Annotated in this window: 13 protein-coding genes; 5 read left to right on the forward strand and 8 right to left on the reverse strand. The window is 54.2% G+C overall.

Features of this window, described 5'->3' with window-relative positions; translation table 11 throughout:
- Window positions 1-5: 5 nt before the first annotated feature.
- Window positions 6-1316 (forward strand): WD40 repeat domain-containing protein, encoded by a 1311-nt coding sequence (locus ABD971_RS05470; RefSeq protein WP_345320193.1) that lies wholly within the window; start codon window positions 6-8, stop codon window positions 1314-1316.
- Between the two features lie 356 nt (window positions 1317-1672).
- Window positions 1673-2569, forward strand: a complete 897-nt coding sequence (locus ABD971_RS05475) for a PSP1 domain-containing protein (protein ID WP_345320195.1) — start codon at window positions 1673-1675, stop codon at window positions 2567-2569.
- A gap of 40 nt (window positions 2570-2609) precedes the next feature.
- Here ABD971_RS05475 and ABD971_RS05480 read toward each other — a convergent pair whose 3' ends face one another.
- The 4 genes from ABD971_RS05480 to ABD971_RS05495 all read right to left on the reverse strand — a co-directional run bounded on the left by ABD971_RS05480 (window position 2610) and on the right by ABD971_RS05495 (window position 9122).
- Window positions 2610-4490, reverse strand: coding sequence for a CRTAC1 family protein (locus ABD971_RS05480; protein ID WP_345320197.1), 1881 nt, complete (start codon window positions 4488-4490; stop codon window positions 2610-2612).
- Window positions 4491-4696: 206 nt separating this feature from the next.
- Window positions 4697-7525: a tetratricopeptide repeat protein gene (locus ABD971_RS05485; protein WP_345320199.1), complete on the reverse strand. Its 2829-nt coding sequence runs from the start codon at window positions 7523-7525 to the stop codon at window positions 4697-4699.
- Between the two features lie 395 nt (window positions 7526-7920).
- Window positions 7921-8355 (reverse strand): hypothetical protein, encoded by a 435-nt coding sequence (locus tag ABD971_RS05490; protein ID WP_345320201.1) that lies wholly within the window; start codon window positions 8353-8355, stop codon window positions 7921-7923.
- A gap of 263 nt (window positions 8356-8618) precedes the next feature.
- Window positions 8619-9122, reverse strand: coding sequence for a fasciclin domain-containing protein (locus ABD971_RS05495; RefSeq protein WP_345320203.1), 504 nt, complete (start codon window positions 9120-9122; stop codon window positions 8619-8621).
- Between the two features lie 468 nt (window positions 9123-9590).
- Between ABD971_RS05495 and ABD971_RS05500 the strand changes: the two genes are divergently transcribed.
- The 3 genes from ABD971_RS05500 (at window position 9591) to ABD971_RS05510 (ending at window position 12052) form a co-directional block, all read left to right on the forward strand.
- Window positions 9591-9824, forward strand: coding sequence for a hypothetical protein (locus ABD971_RS05500; protein ID WP_339943801.1), 234 nt, complete (start codon window positions 9591-9593; stop codon window positions 9822-9824).
- 189 nt (window positions 9825-10013) lie between these two features.
- Window positions 10014-10787 (forward strand): TIGR00266 family protein, encoded by a 774-nt coding sequence (locus tag ABD971_RS05505; protein ID WP_345320205.1) that lies wholly within the window; start codon window positions 10014-10016, stop codon window positions 10785-10787.
- Complete coding sequence (locus ABD971_RS05510) at window positions 10787-12052, forward strand: M48 family metalloprotease (protein WP_345320207.1); 1266 nt, start codon at window positions 10787-10789, stop codon at window positions 12050-12052. Before ABD971_RS05505 ends, ABD971_RS05510 begins: the two co-directional genes overlap by 1 nt.
- Before the next feature lie 140 nt (window positions 12053-12192).
- Here the strand turns inward: ABD971_RS05510 and ilvA are convergent, their stop codons facing one another.
- The 4 genes from ilvA to ABD971_RS05530 all read right to left on the reverse strand — a co-directional run bounded on the left by ilvA (window position 12193) and on the right by ABD971_RS05530 (window position 15743).
- A complete protein-coding gene (ilvA, locus tag ABD971_RS05515) occupies window positions 12193-13653 on the reverse strand; it encodes a threonine ammonia-lyase (protein ID WP_345320209.1) in 1461 nt (486 codons plus the stop codon).
- A gap of 60 nt (window positions 13654-13713) precedes the next feature.
- Complete coding sequence (locus ABD971_RS05520; RefSeq protein WP_425571261.1) at window positions 13714-13935, reverse strand: DUF3565 domain-containing protein; 222 nt, start codon at window positions 13933-13935, stop codon at window positions 13714-13716.
- Entirely contained in the window at window positions 13936-14436 is a 501-nt protein-coding gene (locus ABD971_RS05525) for an FxsA family protein (protein ID WP_345320211.1), read from the reverse strand. It lies immediately after the preceding gene.
- Between the two features lie 260 nt (window positions 14437-14696).
- Window positions 14697-15743, reverse strand: coding sequence for a S26 family signal peptidase (locus ABD971_RS05530; protein WP_345320213.1), 1047 nt, complete (start codon window positions 15741-15743; stop codon window positions 14697-14699).
- Between the last annotated feature and the right edge of the window lie 291 nt (window positions 15744-16034).

Raw genomic sequence — 16034 nt, forward strand, 5'->3', positions numbered from 1 at the left:
ATTCGATGAACAAACGATTTGTTGACTTGGTTTGTCTCACGACACTTTTTGTTGCCCTGGGCGTCACGCTTGGCAACGCAGAAGACAAAGCGGACAAGAAAAATGACGCCAAGAACGACGCTCCTGCGTTATGGGTGACATCAATTGCCCCGCTCTCGGGTGACACTTATGTCGCGGCGACCGCCGACGGACTGCTGCTGCGTGAAGCCCAAGTAAAAACCTTCTCGGTCGCGGATCCGACAACGCTGACAGATCTGTACAGCCACCCGGCGGCCGTATGGTGTGTCGACGCCACCGCGGACGGAAAAACGATCGCGAGCGTCGATTACCGTGGCAACTTGGTGATTTATGATGTCGAATCCAATGAAGCTAAAACGCACGAGAAAGCACTCGAGCGATGGTGTCAATCGTTGACATTTGCTCCGGACGACAAAACGATTGTTGCGGGCAACGAGGCTGGCAAGGTGATGGTTTGGGATCTGGCGGAAAACAAGGTCACCAAGACACTCGAGTTGGGCGGACAAGCGGTTACCGCACTGGCGTTTTCGGCAGACGGAAAACAGATCGCAGCGGCCGATGGTGGCGGCGAAGTGCATTTGATCCAGTGGCCTGAGTTGACGGCCAGCGGCAAAATCAAAGTCAGCGATCAACCGGCATGGAGCGTGGTCTACGCAGGCAGCAATCTGTTGATCGGAAGTGGCGATCGTAATTTGTATCAGTGCGAAGCCAAAGCGGATGCCAAGCCGACGCGTTTAACGCGAGCCGGAGACTGGATCACCGAATTTGTGGTCTCGAAAAATGGCAAACTGGCCGCAGCGGACCTCGGCGGCAAACTGTATTTCCCAATGCAAAACGAAAAGAACGATGTCGGATCCGACGTCAGTCCGGCGAAGAGTGGTGCGTGGGCGTTGTGTTTCCACGACGACAAAACGCTGATGGTCGGAACTCGCAAAGACGGTATCGTCGTGGTCAAAGAATCCGATTCCTGGAACAAACCACTGCCACCGGTCGTCGACAAGAAGCCTGAGGAAGAGGTGAAAGCCGAGGAAGAAGCCAAGCCTGAGGAAAAGAAGGAAATGGCCAAAGAAGAGAAGAAGGCCGAGAAACCTAAGGCAGAAAAGAAAGCTGAAGAGAAGAAACCTGCTGACAAAAAGCCTGCTGCTAAAAAAGCAGAGGACAAGAAACCCGCAGACAAGAAGCCGGAAGTAAAGAAAGACGACAAGCCAGAGGCGAAGAAGCCCGAAGCGAAGAAGCCTGAAGCGGAGAAACCCGAAGAAAAGAAGCCCGAGGAAAGCAAACCTGCTGAGAAGAAGTAGGTAGCGAAAGTCGCCAAGACTTTCGGTCCACGAAGTGTATTAAAGCGACGCGGGTGAATCGATTGCAGCAATGCGTTCGATTTTGATCCGCTCGCGGGTAGCCTCGTGCTGCTAAATGTTTGGTATTGTAATGGCGGTGCAGTGACGCCAGGTTCCTGTAACCTCTCCACCAACTCCGAGACAGTTGGTTTAGTTAGCTGTTTTGGCGCAAGCCACGGTTTCGTTACCATCGTACTTCGCCGAAAAATCAACTGCCACGGCACTTGCTTCGGCTACAATCAAACCATGGCGACTAAACTCTGCCGCTCTTCTCATCTTGTCCAATATGCGTTTTACACGCTCAAATTTCTCTTATTATGTCTAACGTTCCCACCGATATCGAAACCCCACCCAACGCAACCTCCGAACGACTCGAATACGTTGTCCGCTGTGGTTCGATGCGTATTCTCGGGGTGATGCGAGCAAAGCAGTCGTTCCGCTATGGCGACCAGGTGGTGGTCCGGACCTCGCGAGGCACCGAGATCGGCACCGTTCTTTGCGAGGCCACGCCGGCGGCGGTGGATCACATTGCCGAACCGACCGAAGGGTCGATCGTGCGTGCGTTAACAGCGGATGATCAAAACCAGTGGAAGCATCTTGAATCGAAGGGTCACGAAGACATCGAAATCTGCCAGAAGCTGGCGAACCGTTTGAATCTGCAAATGGATGTCGTCGACGCCGAACGGATTTTGGGCGGCGAACGGATGGTGGTTTACTATTTGGCCGAACAGCGGATCGATTTCCGTCAACTCGTTCGCGATTTGGCAGGCCATTTCCAAACGCGGATCGAGATGCGGCAAATCGGAGTTCGCGACGAAGCGAAACTGTTGGCCGATTACGGCGATTGCGGACAACCCATTTGTTGCGCCAACCATCTCAGCAAGATGCCACCGGTATCGATGCGGATGGCGAAGCTACAAAAAGCGACGCTGGACCCAACAAAAATCTCAGGCCGCTGTGGTCGGTTGAAATGCTGTCTTCGATACGAGTTTGACACGTACGAAGAATTGGCCGCAGAGCTGCCGCCGGTGGGCAGCCAAATTTTGACGCGTGACGGCAGTGCCACCGTGTTAGGCCAAGACATCCTGTCGCAACAATTGGCGATCAAGACCGAAGATGGCCGCCGCATCATGCTGGCGGGCTCCGATGTCATCTCGATCACCAAACGAGGCAGTAACGAAAAAAAGTCTCACGGCAAAAAGAAAAAGCAGTAACCCTCGTTCCTTAGGATCGCGGCCTGCGGAACAAGTCGACTTATTTGGTTTGACGCACCACATGCGTTTGATCGATGTCGACCGTTCCTAAATCTTGCTTTTCTCCATCCGGCCACTGGATCGTCACATTGTCGATCGTTTCGGCATCGGCCAATCCGAACGTGACCGGCAATTCGACTTGCGACAGATAGCTGCGTGTCGGCATCACTTGTTTGCGAAACACTTCGTCGCCGACGGTCAATTCGACCCAAGCGCCGATCGCGTCGCGGTTGGATTTCACTCCGTCGCCTTCGAGACGAAAACGAACGTAGTGATGCTTTAGATCAAGATCGTTTCTCAGCAGCCGTGGTTTACGCCCGGTTGCCGTCACCAAAACATCCAAATCGCCGTCGTCATCAAAATCGAGATACGCGGCTCCGCGTCCGACCATTGGTCTCAGCAAATCCTCGCCACAGTGCGCGGCATCGACTTTGACAAACTCGGTCCCTTGAGTCGAACCTGCATTCCAAAACAGTTGTGGCGGTTGTTCGTAATGCTGGCTCGGTTGCACCCGGTTGATGTCTTCTTCCAAGTGTCCGTTGGCACAAAACAGATCCAAGCGGCCATCCAAGTCATAATCAAAGTAGAAGATTCCAAAGGTCAGTTCCAATCGCGTGCTGGGGCCAAGCCCGGTGGAGATGGCTTCGTCAAAAAATTGCATCCGACCTCGTTTAGAAACATACAACGCGGCCATCTCGTTGGAAAAGTTTCCAATCGCCACCGCCATCGCTTTGCCTTTACGCAGCGGCGTGACGTCGATTCCCATCGCCCCGCGTGCGTTGCCGCCCGAATCGAACGCGATTCCCGACAACACCCCAAACTCTTGAAATTTGCCATCGCCAGTGTTGCGGAACAACAGGTTCTGTACCGTGTCGTTGGAAACGATCAGATCGAGCGTGCCGTTTTCGTCGAGGTCACAGATGGCAACTCCGAGCGATTTTGCCAACTGAACGCCCGTGGCAGGATTTCGCACCTGAACGCCCGCGTCGGCGGAGACATCGGTAAATTTGCCGTCGCCTTCATTACGGTACAAATACGGAAAGGAGCCTTCAAAATTCTGAGGGCGGCCATAGGCACGTCCGCCACCGACCAGTTGAAAATTCTGGGCTTGATCGTATTGGCGAGTCCACTGGACATAATTGGCGACGAACAAATCCAAGTCGCCATCGTTGTCATAGTCAAACCAGCCAGCCCCAGTGCTCCAGCGGTCATCGTCACCACCGACGCCTGCGGCTTCAGTCACCTCTTCGAACTTGCCCTCACCCCGATTGCGAAACAATCGATTGTTTCCCAGCGCCGTGATAAAGACGTCGACATTTCCATCATTGTCATAGTCCCCCACAGCGGCTCCCATTCCGTATGCGGAAACGTCCAACCCCGAACCCGCAGTGACATTGGTAAAGCGGCCACCGTCGTTGCGGTACAGGGCCATCGTGCTCGGAGTATCCTGGTCCGCTTTGCCGCCTTCGAGATCCCAGTCCCAGTTTTTTGAATTGACGAACAAGATGTCTTGATCGCCGTCGTTATCAAAATCGAGCACCGCACAGCCGCCTCCCATCGTCTCGGGAAGCAGCTTGTCGCCCGTCGCTCCGTTGTTGTGGACAAAATCGATACCGACTTCGTCAGTGACATCGGTAAAGATGACTTTGGGAATTTCCACAGGCGAAACTTCGCGAATTTTCACCGGAGCCAGTTTTGTCTCGCGCACCTCCGGCGCCGGTTCTGGACGCGAAAACAGATAAACGGCAATGCCGCCGACGACGATCAACACGGCGATCGCGACGAGCGAAATGCGAAACGCGTGCCCGATCGCCGCGTCATCAAGATGTTCGCTCTCGTCCTGGCTTTCCGAAGTATTGCGTTCCAAATTTTTCTTATTCATATTTAGTCTAGGTTGGGTTGTTTTAGACATTGATCGCATCTCGATGCGATCAATCACTGGCGTAGTGGATCTTGCTAAAGATCCTTCATGTGGGATCTTTGACAAGATCCACTACCGACGAATGTGTTAGTAATTGATTTGACGTCGCCCCGCGATCAAAACTTTATTTCAGTGTCGACGTAAGCTCGCGGAGCGATCAACGACGATTATTCCGTGGACCGCGTTAGCGAATACTTCACTACCGCTTCGGCAGCATGGTTGGCGGCAGGGTACTTTTCACGTGCCAATCGAATCGCTCGGCTTTGAGCATTGTCGTCAGGTTTGTATCGCAGATGCAGTTTGCTGTGTTTTTCCGACAGCGTTTCGTCGCCGATCTTTTCGTATAACTGCTGCAAATTGTGATGCGCCGATACATTTTCGGGATCGATCTCGAGTGTCGTCTTGAATTGCTGAATCGCTTCGTTGACATACTGCTGCGATTCCTCCTGTCGCCCTTGGCGTTCGCGAACCTTGCTGAGATCAAACAACGTTTGCCCGAGCAGATTGATGACTTCGATATCCAAACTGAAATCGAATCCACGTCGCTGCATTTCCTCGGTATTGTCTTCGAGCACGCTACGAAGGTTTTGCGCCGCCTCTTCCAGCCGACCTTGTTGTGCATTGATTTCGCCTGACAGCCAAGCCCAAGTCCAACGAGGAAAGTCGGGCTGATCCGCGTACTGGTTCGCACGGTTCAGTGCCTGGACCGCTTCATCCAAACGTCCTTCGGTGTTTAGCACGCGAGCCAAATTGAGTGGCCCATCGTAGCGATCGAGTTTTTCCACTTCCTTGAACGCCTCTTCGGCTTGCCGCAATTCCGCCTTGCCCTTCAGCAGCAGTCCGATTCCATAATCATTCCAACGCTGCCACTCGGGGATATCACGTTTCGGATTTGTGACCGCGACCTCGACGCCTGCGACCGGAAAGGTGATCGAATCGGTCGCCATCGTCACGATCGGCAACTCGTTACGGTACTCTTCTCCCGGCTTGTGACCGCGAATGATCTGGCCCAGTTTCTCGTTTTCGATCGCCACGATGTTCATGTAGCGTTGGTCAAATTTGCGGTACTGAACCTTCACTTCGACCGTCACGGGCGCGTCAAGATCGTCGGGAAGTGCTAGCTCGTAATGCACTGTTTGTCCGGCGCCAGGTGGAATTTGGTGATTGTACAGCGGCGTAAAAATGTCTTCCGCATTACGGCGGTCGATTCGATTGCCATCTTTGTCGAGCATAAAGACGTTCAAGAAATGGGCCCACGGATCGACTTCGTTGAACTTGTCCGCATTCACCGCGCCGCTGCGACCGATCACACGATCGCCACTGGTGACGGTGACCTCAAGCCAAACTTCGTTCGAATCCACCGTTCCTTGAGTGAACAAGTGTCCGAGTTTCAGCGTTCGCACGACAGCATCGAGCAGATAGGTTTCGCCTGGTTTTAGTGTCGGCACGTTGGGGCGAAGCGGAGCGGTCAGCTTGCCATCGATCTCACCGTCCTCGCGAATCCCGAACAAGTCAACACGGACATTGTCTTGCAAGAATTCGCGATGAGCCTCGATCACATCCTCGGCGCCGCGAAGCCACGCGATCCCGGTGTTGGCCGAGGGGAACATGTGGTCGTGAACACTCAGCTCTCCGGTCGCCGGATCGACTTGAGCGCCAAAGTCGCCGGACGCGACTCGCGGCATGTGGCATTCGTTGCAATTGTGCTGCGCTTTGGGAGGGTAGTAAAAACTGCGGGCACCGTGTCCGGAAACACCGCTGAACAAGTACGAATCGTAATGGTTTTGTCCGCGAAGAAAGTCTTTGTAGTGGTTCAGCGCGAGCGGCAAATGCACCTTGTGACACGTCGAGCAGAACTCGGCCGTTTTGTGAAACGGTTTCAAAAATGTCTTTTTGTGAAACGACGGCTTTGCTTTGACTAATTGGTTGTTCACCCACTGCAGCATCGCATTGTCGCTGAACGCAAACGGATAGTGCAGCGGTTCTTCGATCGTATAGTCGGCATTGCCTTTGACGCTATTAACGTGCGTAATCGCGTGGCAGACCGTACAGGTGATCCCTGCTTGCGATGTCGTGTGTCCGAGCATGTCAAAGTTGGGATCGTCGAATGCGCCTGAGAAGAACGGGACCGGGTCGTGGCAACCGGCACACCACCGCGACGCTTGAACCGAACCATCACGCTGCATCGACAGCGCGCGGGTTCCCGTGACGCTGGCCAAATAGGGCGGATTATTGAACGAGCTGAACTTGTGGACGCTGTCGCTCCACGCCTTATGCACATCTTCGTGGCATTTCAGACAGTACTCGTCCTGCATCATCGTGTCCGCAGGAATAAAGTTGCCACTCGCCGTGCGTGCCAACGAGGGCTCAAAATATTGTGCTCCCGAACTCGGACCTTCGGCATTCCAGTTTCGCGGATCTTGCATTTGAGCGATCGCGAGAGCCAGGATGGAAGCCGCCGCGGCTGCGGCAAACCCCAGTCCGACTCGCCATTTGATCTTTGGCCCCACCAAGCGATGCAGCCAATACAACCAAATCACGATCAAGGGACAGGCGACATGCAACCAGTACACGGTGCTGCGAGCGAGAGGCTGTTTCAAATCAAACCCGCTCACTCGCATCAGCAAAATTCCGCTAACAAGAATCAGAATGCTGGTGGCAAACAACGCGTACCCGATCCGCAGCGCCCGGCGGTTGCGCCGCGTGCGGGTGTTCCACATGTGAACCAACCCAAACACGACCAGCGGAACAATCAAAAGCAACCCCATCACCAGATGGGCGAGGAACATGTATTGGTAGTAATAATCTTGATACGTTTCGCTGTTTTTCCACTCCAGGAAGGTAATCAGCGAAAGGTAGCCCGAATTCGCGTACAGCAGTGCGACCAGGGCAAAGACGACATACAGCAGCTTGCGAAGTCGCGGCCCGACAGCGCGCACATACTTTTTCTTTTTAACAGCCGCAGCTGAGCCGCTGCTCACAGTGGCACTAGACATATATTTTTCACTTGATGGATTTGCTGAATCGTAACATCCAACTGATCATCCCGCGGGATGAACACATTCAGCAGGCTGGCGTGATCGGGCAGTTGATTAAGTGAGCGGTGACGCGTGAGTGTCCGAGGCTCGTGCACTGCACTCGCAAGCGACGGGGTCTGGTTCGAACGATTCAAACGCAGCAACCGGACGGCTGGCACCGTTCCGCCAGCCCTAATGCATGCCATCGGGTTCGCAAACGCGATTCCCCTACCTGCTTTGAACTAAGTCATTTCGCGCACGATCGCCCGGAATCAGGACATCGTCGATGCGACGAAACCGTCTGCTCGACAAGCATGCCAACAGACAGGCATACCGAACAAACATCAAAGATGTGAGTAAGAAACTCTTTGAGGCTAGACTTTAGGAGGACGATCGATCGTGAGCTGGTTTCCAGCGGGCAGTCCAAACTTGGACTCCGCGACACCACGAGTGATTTCGAACTCGTTTGCAGACGACAAAACCACCAAGCAAGCGAGATCGGGAAGTCGCTGGTCGTTGATCGGCGATGCGGGTAGCGGCAGCGGTGCCAAGGGAGCCTGGTCACAATGCAGACCGCGACAAGGACGTGGTTGCGAATCGCGTGCGTGCGATTCGTCCGTCACTTGCCAGGACGTTCCATCGTCGATGTCGGTGTCGGTGTGCGGCGCAGCCATCGTCTGCGGCGTGTCGCCCAAAACCGTATCGTCCGAATGTGCCAACCAATCGCCACAGCTTCCTTGTGCTGACGACGACGCAACGGCGCCAGCCGACAGAATCAGGGCAAACAGCAAGAGAGCGGAACGTGACATAGACAATTATGGCAATAGGAGCGTGTGACGCTAGAGTAGCGAGAAAACCCCTCACTGTCAAAGTAAGGGCGGTGTGAATAACGCTATTTCACATCCCGAGTTACCAAAGTCTCAAGGAAGCTTGTCGATTCTTGCCGCCGCCCGCAACGCTTGGCGAGTTTCGCTGCGATCGACACGCTGACCCAAAAAAGCCTCGGTAATCCCCTTCTTAGCGGGACGACCGAGGCAGCACGGTTGGATCTGTCGAGAACGCGACGAGTCGATTACTTGTCCGAAGGCAACAAGACTGAATCGATCACGTGGATCACTCCGTTAGATGCTTCGATATCGGTTTTGACGACCTTCGACTTGTTCACCGTCACGCCATCGCTGCCAGTGCTGATTTTGACTGCTTGTCCTTGGACGGTTTTGGCTTCGTCCAACTTGACGACGTCTGCCGCCATCACTTTGCCCGATACGACATGATATTTCAAAATCGAAATCAGCTTGTCTTTGTTCTCTGGCTTCAGCAGCGATTCGACCGTCCCCTTAGGCAGTTTGTTGAACGCATCGTTGGTCGGTGCGAACACAGTGAAGGGACCTTTGCTGCTGAGTGTCTCCACCAATCCCGCCGCTTTCACGGCAGCAACAAGCGTACTAAAGTCCTCATTGCCCGCAGCGATATCGACGATTGTCTTACCGGACGAAGCGTCAGCTTCTTTGGCAAAACTAAAACTTGGGACGGTCATCACAGCTACGACGGCAACCATTGCAACGAAATTTCTCATCTTACGATTCTCTTTGATTTGTTTTTGGTTTCGATCCAACGCGAAATCGCGAACAAATGCACCCGAGCCAAAGGCAGCGAGGTCAGCGCGACAACACTGTCGCAACACGAATCGAGTTGGATTCAGAAAGAAACAGAGGCATACGGATCGCTCATCGGTGCAATCCGTATCGCATCGTGCAGGGTCTGCTGCCGGCTAGCAGAGTGCGTCCTTTGCACAGGAAGATGTTAGCGGTCGGTCAATGGCTTTTTAGAAGAATTATTCGCATTCTGCGGGTTAATGGACGAGGATTGCACTCTCCTCCGCTGGGTGGCCCCGAAAAACATTGACAGGGGGCCTGATTCCTCTTATACCAGTCCCATCGTTGTGTGAAACGATTTGGCGCATTAAAGCTCTGCTTCGCTCTGGTGGTCAAAACGTCGATCCAAAGCTTCGTTTATTGGTCTCCATTGTGAGCAGGGTGTTCTAGTGCTTTCTCTTCCTTCGTCTTTATTGGCGCGTCGTGGTGGTGGGATTGGTCGACTTGTAGGCTGGTTTATCCGCATCGTGATCTATGATATTTGCATTACCGGCATCTCGGATATCTTGGGTGTGTCGCGGATGGTCGCGTTGTTCATCTTCCTTGGAATCCTTGGTGTGATTGCGTTCGTCGGTTATCTGCTACGCAATAAGTACGCGACCGATACCGCCGACGACTTTTGAATTCGCCGTACGCTGCTAGCCGTAAGTCGTTAATCGCTCGGCCTTTATTCGCTGATTTCATGTAGCCCGCGGCTAGCGCCGTCGGCCCACTCGATCAGACGCAGTTTATGGCCACTAGCACTCATGCATCTTTCCATGTCTTGTTGAAGCCTCTGAAACACGAGCGTTCAGATCGCTCTACAAAAATCTATGGATTTCCGCGTTAACCACGCTCCTGTTTTTTCAACCCTCGAGTTCTCGCTGGCGCAGCACGAGTACGTGGTTGCGCAGCCGAACAGCATGCTCACCATGTCAGCGGGGATTTCGATCTCGGCCCACGTTGGTCGTTTGGATTCCGATGATGAATCTGAATCGGCCAACGACGCTGCCGTCGGCGACGCCGCAGCAACGCCCGCAAAACCTCGCCCCCGTCAATCGCTATTTGGATCTTGGTTTGGCGGGGTAAAAAGCATGCTCGGGGGCGAGAGTTTCTTTACTGCCGAGTTCCGGGCAAAGTCCGACGAGCAAACCGTCGTGCTTGCTCCGGAAAGCTATGGCGACATCGTTGTCTTGGACCTGCAACCCGATTCCGGCTACTTTCTGACTCGCGGCTCGTACTTGGCCAACGTCGGTTCGACTCATGTGCGGATCAAGTACGGCGGACTCAAAGGATTGATGAGCAAGAAGGGGTTGTTTTTGATGCATGCCACGGGACGGGGCAATGTATTCTGCCAAACGTTTGGTGCGATCGAACATCGCAAACTCGAAGCGGACGAGACCTTGTATGTCGACAATCGTTTTATGGTCGCTTTTTCAGACACGGTGACTTACAAGCTAGTCAAAGCGTCCGAGTCGCTGAAAGACTCGTTGATGTCGGGCGAAGGTTTGATCAATCGCTACACAGGCCCCGGCGACGTTTACTTTCAGACGCGTGGTAAACCAACCGGCGGAATCTTAACCACTTTGATTGACGCAGCATTCTGATGAACTTACAAGCGGTACCCGATCGTGAAGCCTTGCTCGAGCAACTGCGTCGCGCCAACCAATTCACATGGCTATGGATCACCGTGCACGTGATCGGCATCATCGCACTGGCTGCGTTGATTCGGTGGGATCAAGTCGTGTTTGCCCCGATCGTATCGGTCACCGCTTGTCTGGTCGTCCTCGGTCCTTTTGCAATGGAATTGGCACAGACTTGGGGTCAAAAAAAGAAGCGGATCGAGGACATCAAGGAAACGACACGTTTCGGCGAACTTGACAAATACAAACTACAAACGCTTTATCGCGAAACACTGCAGCGACTAAAACTGCCCGACGAGCGGTTGCCGGTTTACGTGACCAGCGACAAATCATTGAGCGCCGGGGCGATGCGATTAGGACGCATTTTCGGTGGACTCAATGGAATCTATCTCCATCGCCAAGTCTTGCACAAACTGCGGGGCGACGAAGTCCAGGCGGTGATGGGGCACGAATTGGGGCATTACTACCGTTTCAACTTAGCAGGTGAGCAATTTCGACTGCTGACGTTGATCCTTGGTGCGTTGGTGGGTATTTTTGCGGTCCAGTGGACACACACCGTCGGCTATCTCGGCTTTATCATTGTCTCGGTCATCAGTTCGGCATTCTGGTTTGTTAGCGGCATCGGCCGAATCAAACACAGCCGAGCGATTGAGTATCTGTGCGATGACCTGGGTTCGCAGGTCAATGGAATCGAAGCATCGATCAGCGGTTTGTTGAAAGTCGGTTTGGATGCGGAAATGCGATTTTTGATTCAATTGGAAGTCATGGCACTCAACGCTGGCAACGAACTACTAACGCCAAGCGACATGGCGGCAGCGGTTGAAAAGGCGATCCCCTACGGTCATGCCGCCGAACCCGAATTGTTTGAATCGGTCACGCGTGAACTGAAACAACGCAGCCAGGCGAATCGCAGCGCTTCGGTATCGGGATTCATCAAATACGTCTGGGAAAGCGACGATGACGGAGACGATTTGAAAGAACAACTCGAGCAGCAAGCCAAACTGATTAACAAGATCGACCGGCTGGAATGGGAATCGATCCTGGATGACCCCAGCGACATTCGCCTTAACCAACGTCAGGTCGAAGGCTTGGTGCAATTGATCTTAGCGTCACCCGAAAAATCACTGTTTCGCATTCTGGGCGACGGAGATGGAATCCATCCTGCTACGTCGATGCGAATTTTGTATCTATGGAAGAATCGCAACAGTCCAGCCGAGTTGGTAGTGTGAAGGTTTTCGTAGCGAAACTCGCGAGTGAGTTTTGAGGGATCAGTCGTCAATCGCACGAAAGTCTTGACGAATTCTGCGACGCAAAAAATTCACAGATGTGATGCGACTGCTGGATGACAGGCTGGAAGCCTATCCCACATTTAGACCAGCAGTTCGAATAGCATTCGCTGTTCGTTAACGACTTGGTATTCAATGTGGCTGGCGTTCATTCGTTCGATCAGTCCGGCGTAGTCATCGGCTTTGGCGATCTGCAATCCGACCAGCGCGGGGCCGGTTTCGCGATTATGTTTCTTGGTGTATTCGAAGTGTGTGATGTCGTCGGTCGGCCCGAGCACGTTGTTGAGAAAGTCACGCAGTGCACCGGCGCGCTGAGGAAATTTGATGATGAAGTAATGCTGAAGCCCTTCGTACAATAGCGCGCGGTCACGAATCTCTTCGGTGCGGTTGATGTCGTTGTTGCTTCCGCTAACGACGCAAACCACGGTCTTGCCTTGGATCTCGTCCTTCATCTGCTCGAGCGCCGCAATGGCAAGTGCCCCGGCTGGTTCGACGACCAGGCCCTCGTCGTTGTACAGACGTAACATCTCGCTACACACTTTGCCTTCGGGAACCAGCAGCATCCGGTCGACGACTTGGCCAGCGATAGCGAAATTCAAATCGCCAACTCGTTTGACGGCGGCACCATCGACGAAGTTGTCAATTTTTTCGAGCGTGACGACTTTTCCCTGACGCAAACTTTCGTACATCGCTGGCGCGCCCGACGGTTCGACTCCAATGATCTTGGTCGCCGGTGACTTGTGGTGAAAGTAACTTCCCAAGCCCGAGATCAAACCGCCACCGCCCACGGCGACCAAGACATAGTCGATTGGGTTGGTGTAGTCCTCGAGAATCTCGAGCCCCACTGTGCCTTGGCCTGCCACGATCGCGGGATCGTCAAACGGAGGCACGTAGGTCAAACCGTCGGCCGTGGCCTTGTGAGCTTCCGCCGCCGCATCATCAAACGTGTCGCCTACCAAAAACACATCAACATGCTGTTTGCCAAACATGCGAACCTTGTCGACTTTTTGCTTTGGCGTCACTGCGGGCATGTAGATGCGACCGTGGATCTGCATCGCGTTACAGGCATAGGCAAACCCTTGCGCATGGTTGCCGGCCGAAGCACAGACGACACCGGCGTCGCGTTGTGCGGGCGTCAATTGGGTCATCCGGTTATACGCGCCACGAATTTTGTAGCTACGAACGTCCTGCAAATCTTCGCGTTTCAGCAAGATATTGGCATCGAACGCAAGCGACAAACGAGCACTTGGCAACAGCGGGGTGTGACGCACATTACTGCGAATTCGCGTTTCGGCCTCATGGATGGACTGGACGCTGGCGAGCACCGTGGGATCGTGAACCATCGACGTATCGGATGTTTGAAAGGAACGAGGCAGAGGAATCGAGTTCACATTGGACCATCCGGCCGTGGGATCGGCTAGCGAGGGGCGAACCCGGGAACGGCTGATGTTCGCTGTGACTCCCTTGGCGTGGCGGTAACGCCGCATCGTCATCTGGCCGACCGCGCAGTGCCACTCGAAATAGCATTGGGTAGCGGCACCCATTTGGTGCCAACGTAAACGGCACTGGGCTCGCACCGCTCCGCGAGAAGAACTCGATCTCGCCTACGGGTTGTCGCGGGCCGCCCCCTCATCACACTTTTTGCATTCCAACATCACTCCCAACCGAGACTCGCGGCCAGCGGCGGTCGTTACCCATGGGCGATTCATCCAGGGCGGATCATGACGCACGTGTTGATTGTGCCCGCAATCGAGCTCGGCCACCCAGTGCTCTACGTCATCGCGGTGGTATCCAATGATCGGCTGCTGCATGTTTCTCAGCTTCACTTATTCATGGGTCTTGTGATACGAGGTCGCATCAATCGTCTTGGCCGAACTCGGTTTGCGTGTGGTGTAGACAGGCGAATCGATATCGGGGTCGTCCGGCGAAAACCCACCAGCATCCTGTTGTCCCGCGACATGAACATGCACCGAACCAATATAGCGGCTCATTACATAGCGGCGAACCAAAGCCCGGCCGGCGGGGACCAACAAAGTGAACCCCAACGCATCGGTCAACAGCCCTGGGGTCAGCAACATCGCAGCGGCGAACACGATCATCAATCCATCTTGAATTTCGCGACTCGGCATCCGACCTTCGGCGAGGGCTTTTTGGAAACGAAACCATGCATTGGCACCTTCGCGACGCGCCAGGAATGATCCGAGCACTCCGGTTGCAATCACGACTGCAAACGCCGTCAATCCGCTGGTAGCGTCTGCCAATTGCAGCAACAAATAGAGCTCTACCAGCGGGATAATAATAAAAGCAGCAAGCAGCCGAACAAACATATTCTCAACCTATCAGGCGGTAGGTGCGTCTTTTCCACCAAAAACATAGCTCATCCCATGAGCTTACAGACCAAGGCATACCAGCGCCCCCAGGTCCGTCAAATTGGCACCGATTGCCGGTGCCCCCTATTCTCGTTGCAGCTTCTGTGCCAAGTGGCCTCAGCCCCCGATTCGATCGACGTCTGTTAGCGTTTTCGCCTCGCGCCGTTTCGTAAAAAAACGCCACCCGTTGATTACCTGAGTCGATGGCAATGGCCGCACTACTGCGGTGTCAAACGGCGTGCGAAGCCGACGACATTGTTCATCGACAGCGGTCCAAACTCGCGACTGTCCACCGAAATAGGAACGTTATCACCGACGATAAAACACTCATTCTGTTTTAACGTCAACGGATACATCGCGTCGGAATCACGACGCCGCAAGCGATATTCAACCGATCTGCGAACGCACAAATCGTTCAACCTCACGCGTTGGCCCAGCTCGTCTTGGCCCAGCTCGTCGCGAACTCGTATCGCAATCGGCGTTTGCGGAGTTAGTGAAATCGAATCCGCTAACTCTGCGTGCCCCACCGAGATCGTCAGCGGTTCGTTTGCAACGAGGTGCCGTGTTGCAAGACGAGTCCCCGCGATGGAATAGAATGCGACATCGACTCTTGCGGCGGCGGCAAGCGAGAGTGTCACGGCCAATTGGTCGACGGGATCGAGCGGCCGAATCACGTCGACGTTGCATGGGTAGTCGTCGTAGATCTCGCTCGGTCGCAAATGTTCGTATACCGATTGGTGATGATAAACCAGCCAATCGGAATCGCGTGGCTCGCTGGCACGAACCCAGCGTGAATCAGATCGATGTTGATCGATATCCACATCGACGAAGGCCGGTTTGCGAGTCCCCCCAGCCTCGGCGAGAATCATTTCGAGCCGCTTGCCATTGACCAACAAACGTCGCTGTTGGAGCGAGACCACATCGCCAGGCAAACCGAGGATCCGCTTCACTCGCATTCGTCCATCCACCTGGACGGCAACGATGTCACCAATCCGAAGCTGGTTGCCGCCCTCAGGCTGGATTGCAGTGGGCTGGAGTGCAGTGACTTCGACCAAGTCTCCTTCGATCACCCGGGGATCGATCCCATCGCTGTCGCACGGGAATTTTGCTCCACAGTGCCAGCACTCAGCCGTGCGAGCCGACGCGGCCAGTGTCGCAGCCGACTGTGCGGCCACTTTTGTCCGCGTCCTGCACCGGGGGCAGCTCATCAACTGGTAATCACCATAGAGCGTCGGCGCCATCGAAAAACCGCTGACTCGAAACATTTGTTTTTTCGGGTGATTCGCAAAACCGATCCAGACGGCAATCGCAGTAGCGACCGCTACGATGGCGATCGCTACCAGGATCGCGATTCGCCCCCGCGTCCTGATGGCGGTGCGGCCCGATCGTGAGTTCGGATGGATGACGTTACGAGCCAGAATTTGCGGCAATTTACTTGCGATCCTCGATGACGCGACGGGATTCACCCCCAAGGTGGCCCCTAACGGAAATTTGCCGACATTCTGCAAATGGGTGCACGTCTAACGCGATAGGGCACAAAAAGCTATATTTGGTCC

The organism is Novipirellula rosea, assembly GCF_039541335.1.
GTDB lineage: Bacteria > Planctomycetota > Planctomycetia > Pirellulales > Pirellulaceae > Novipirellula > Novipirellula rosea.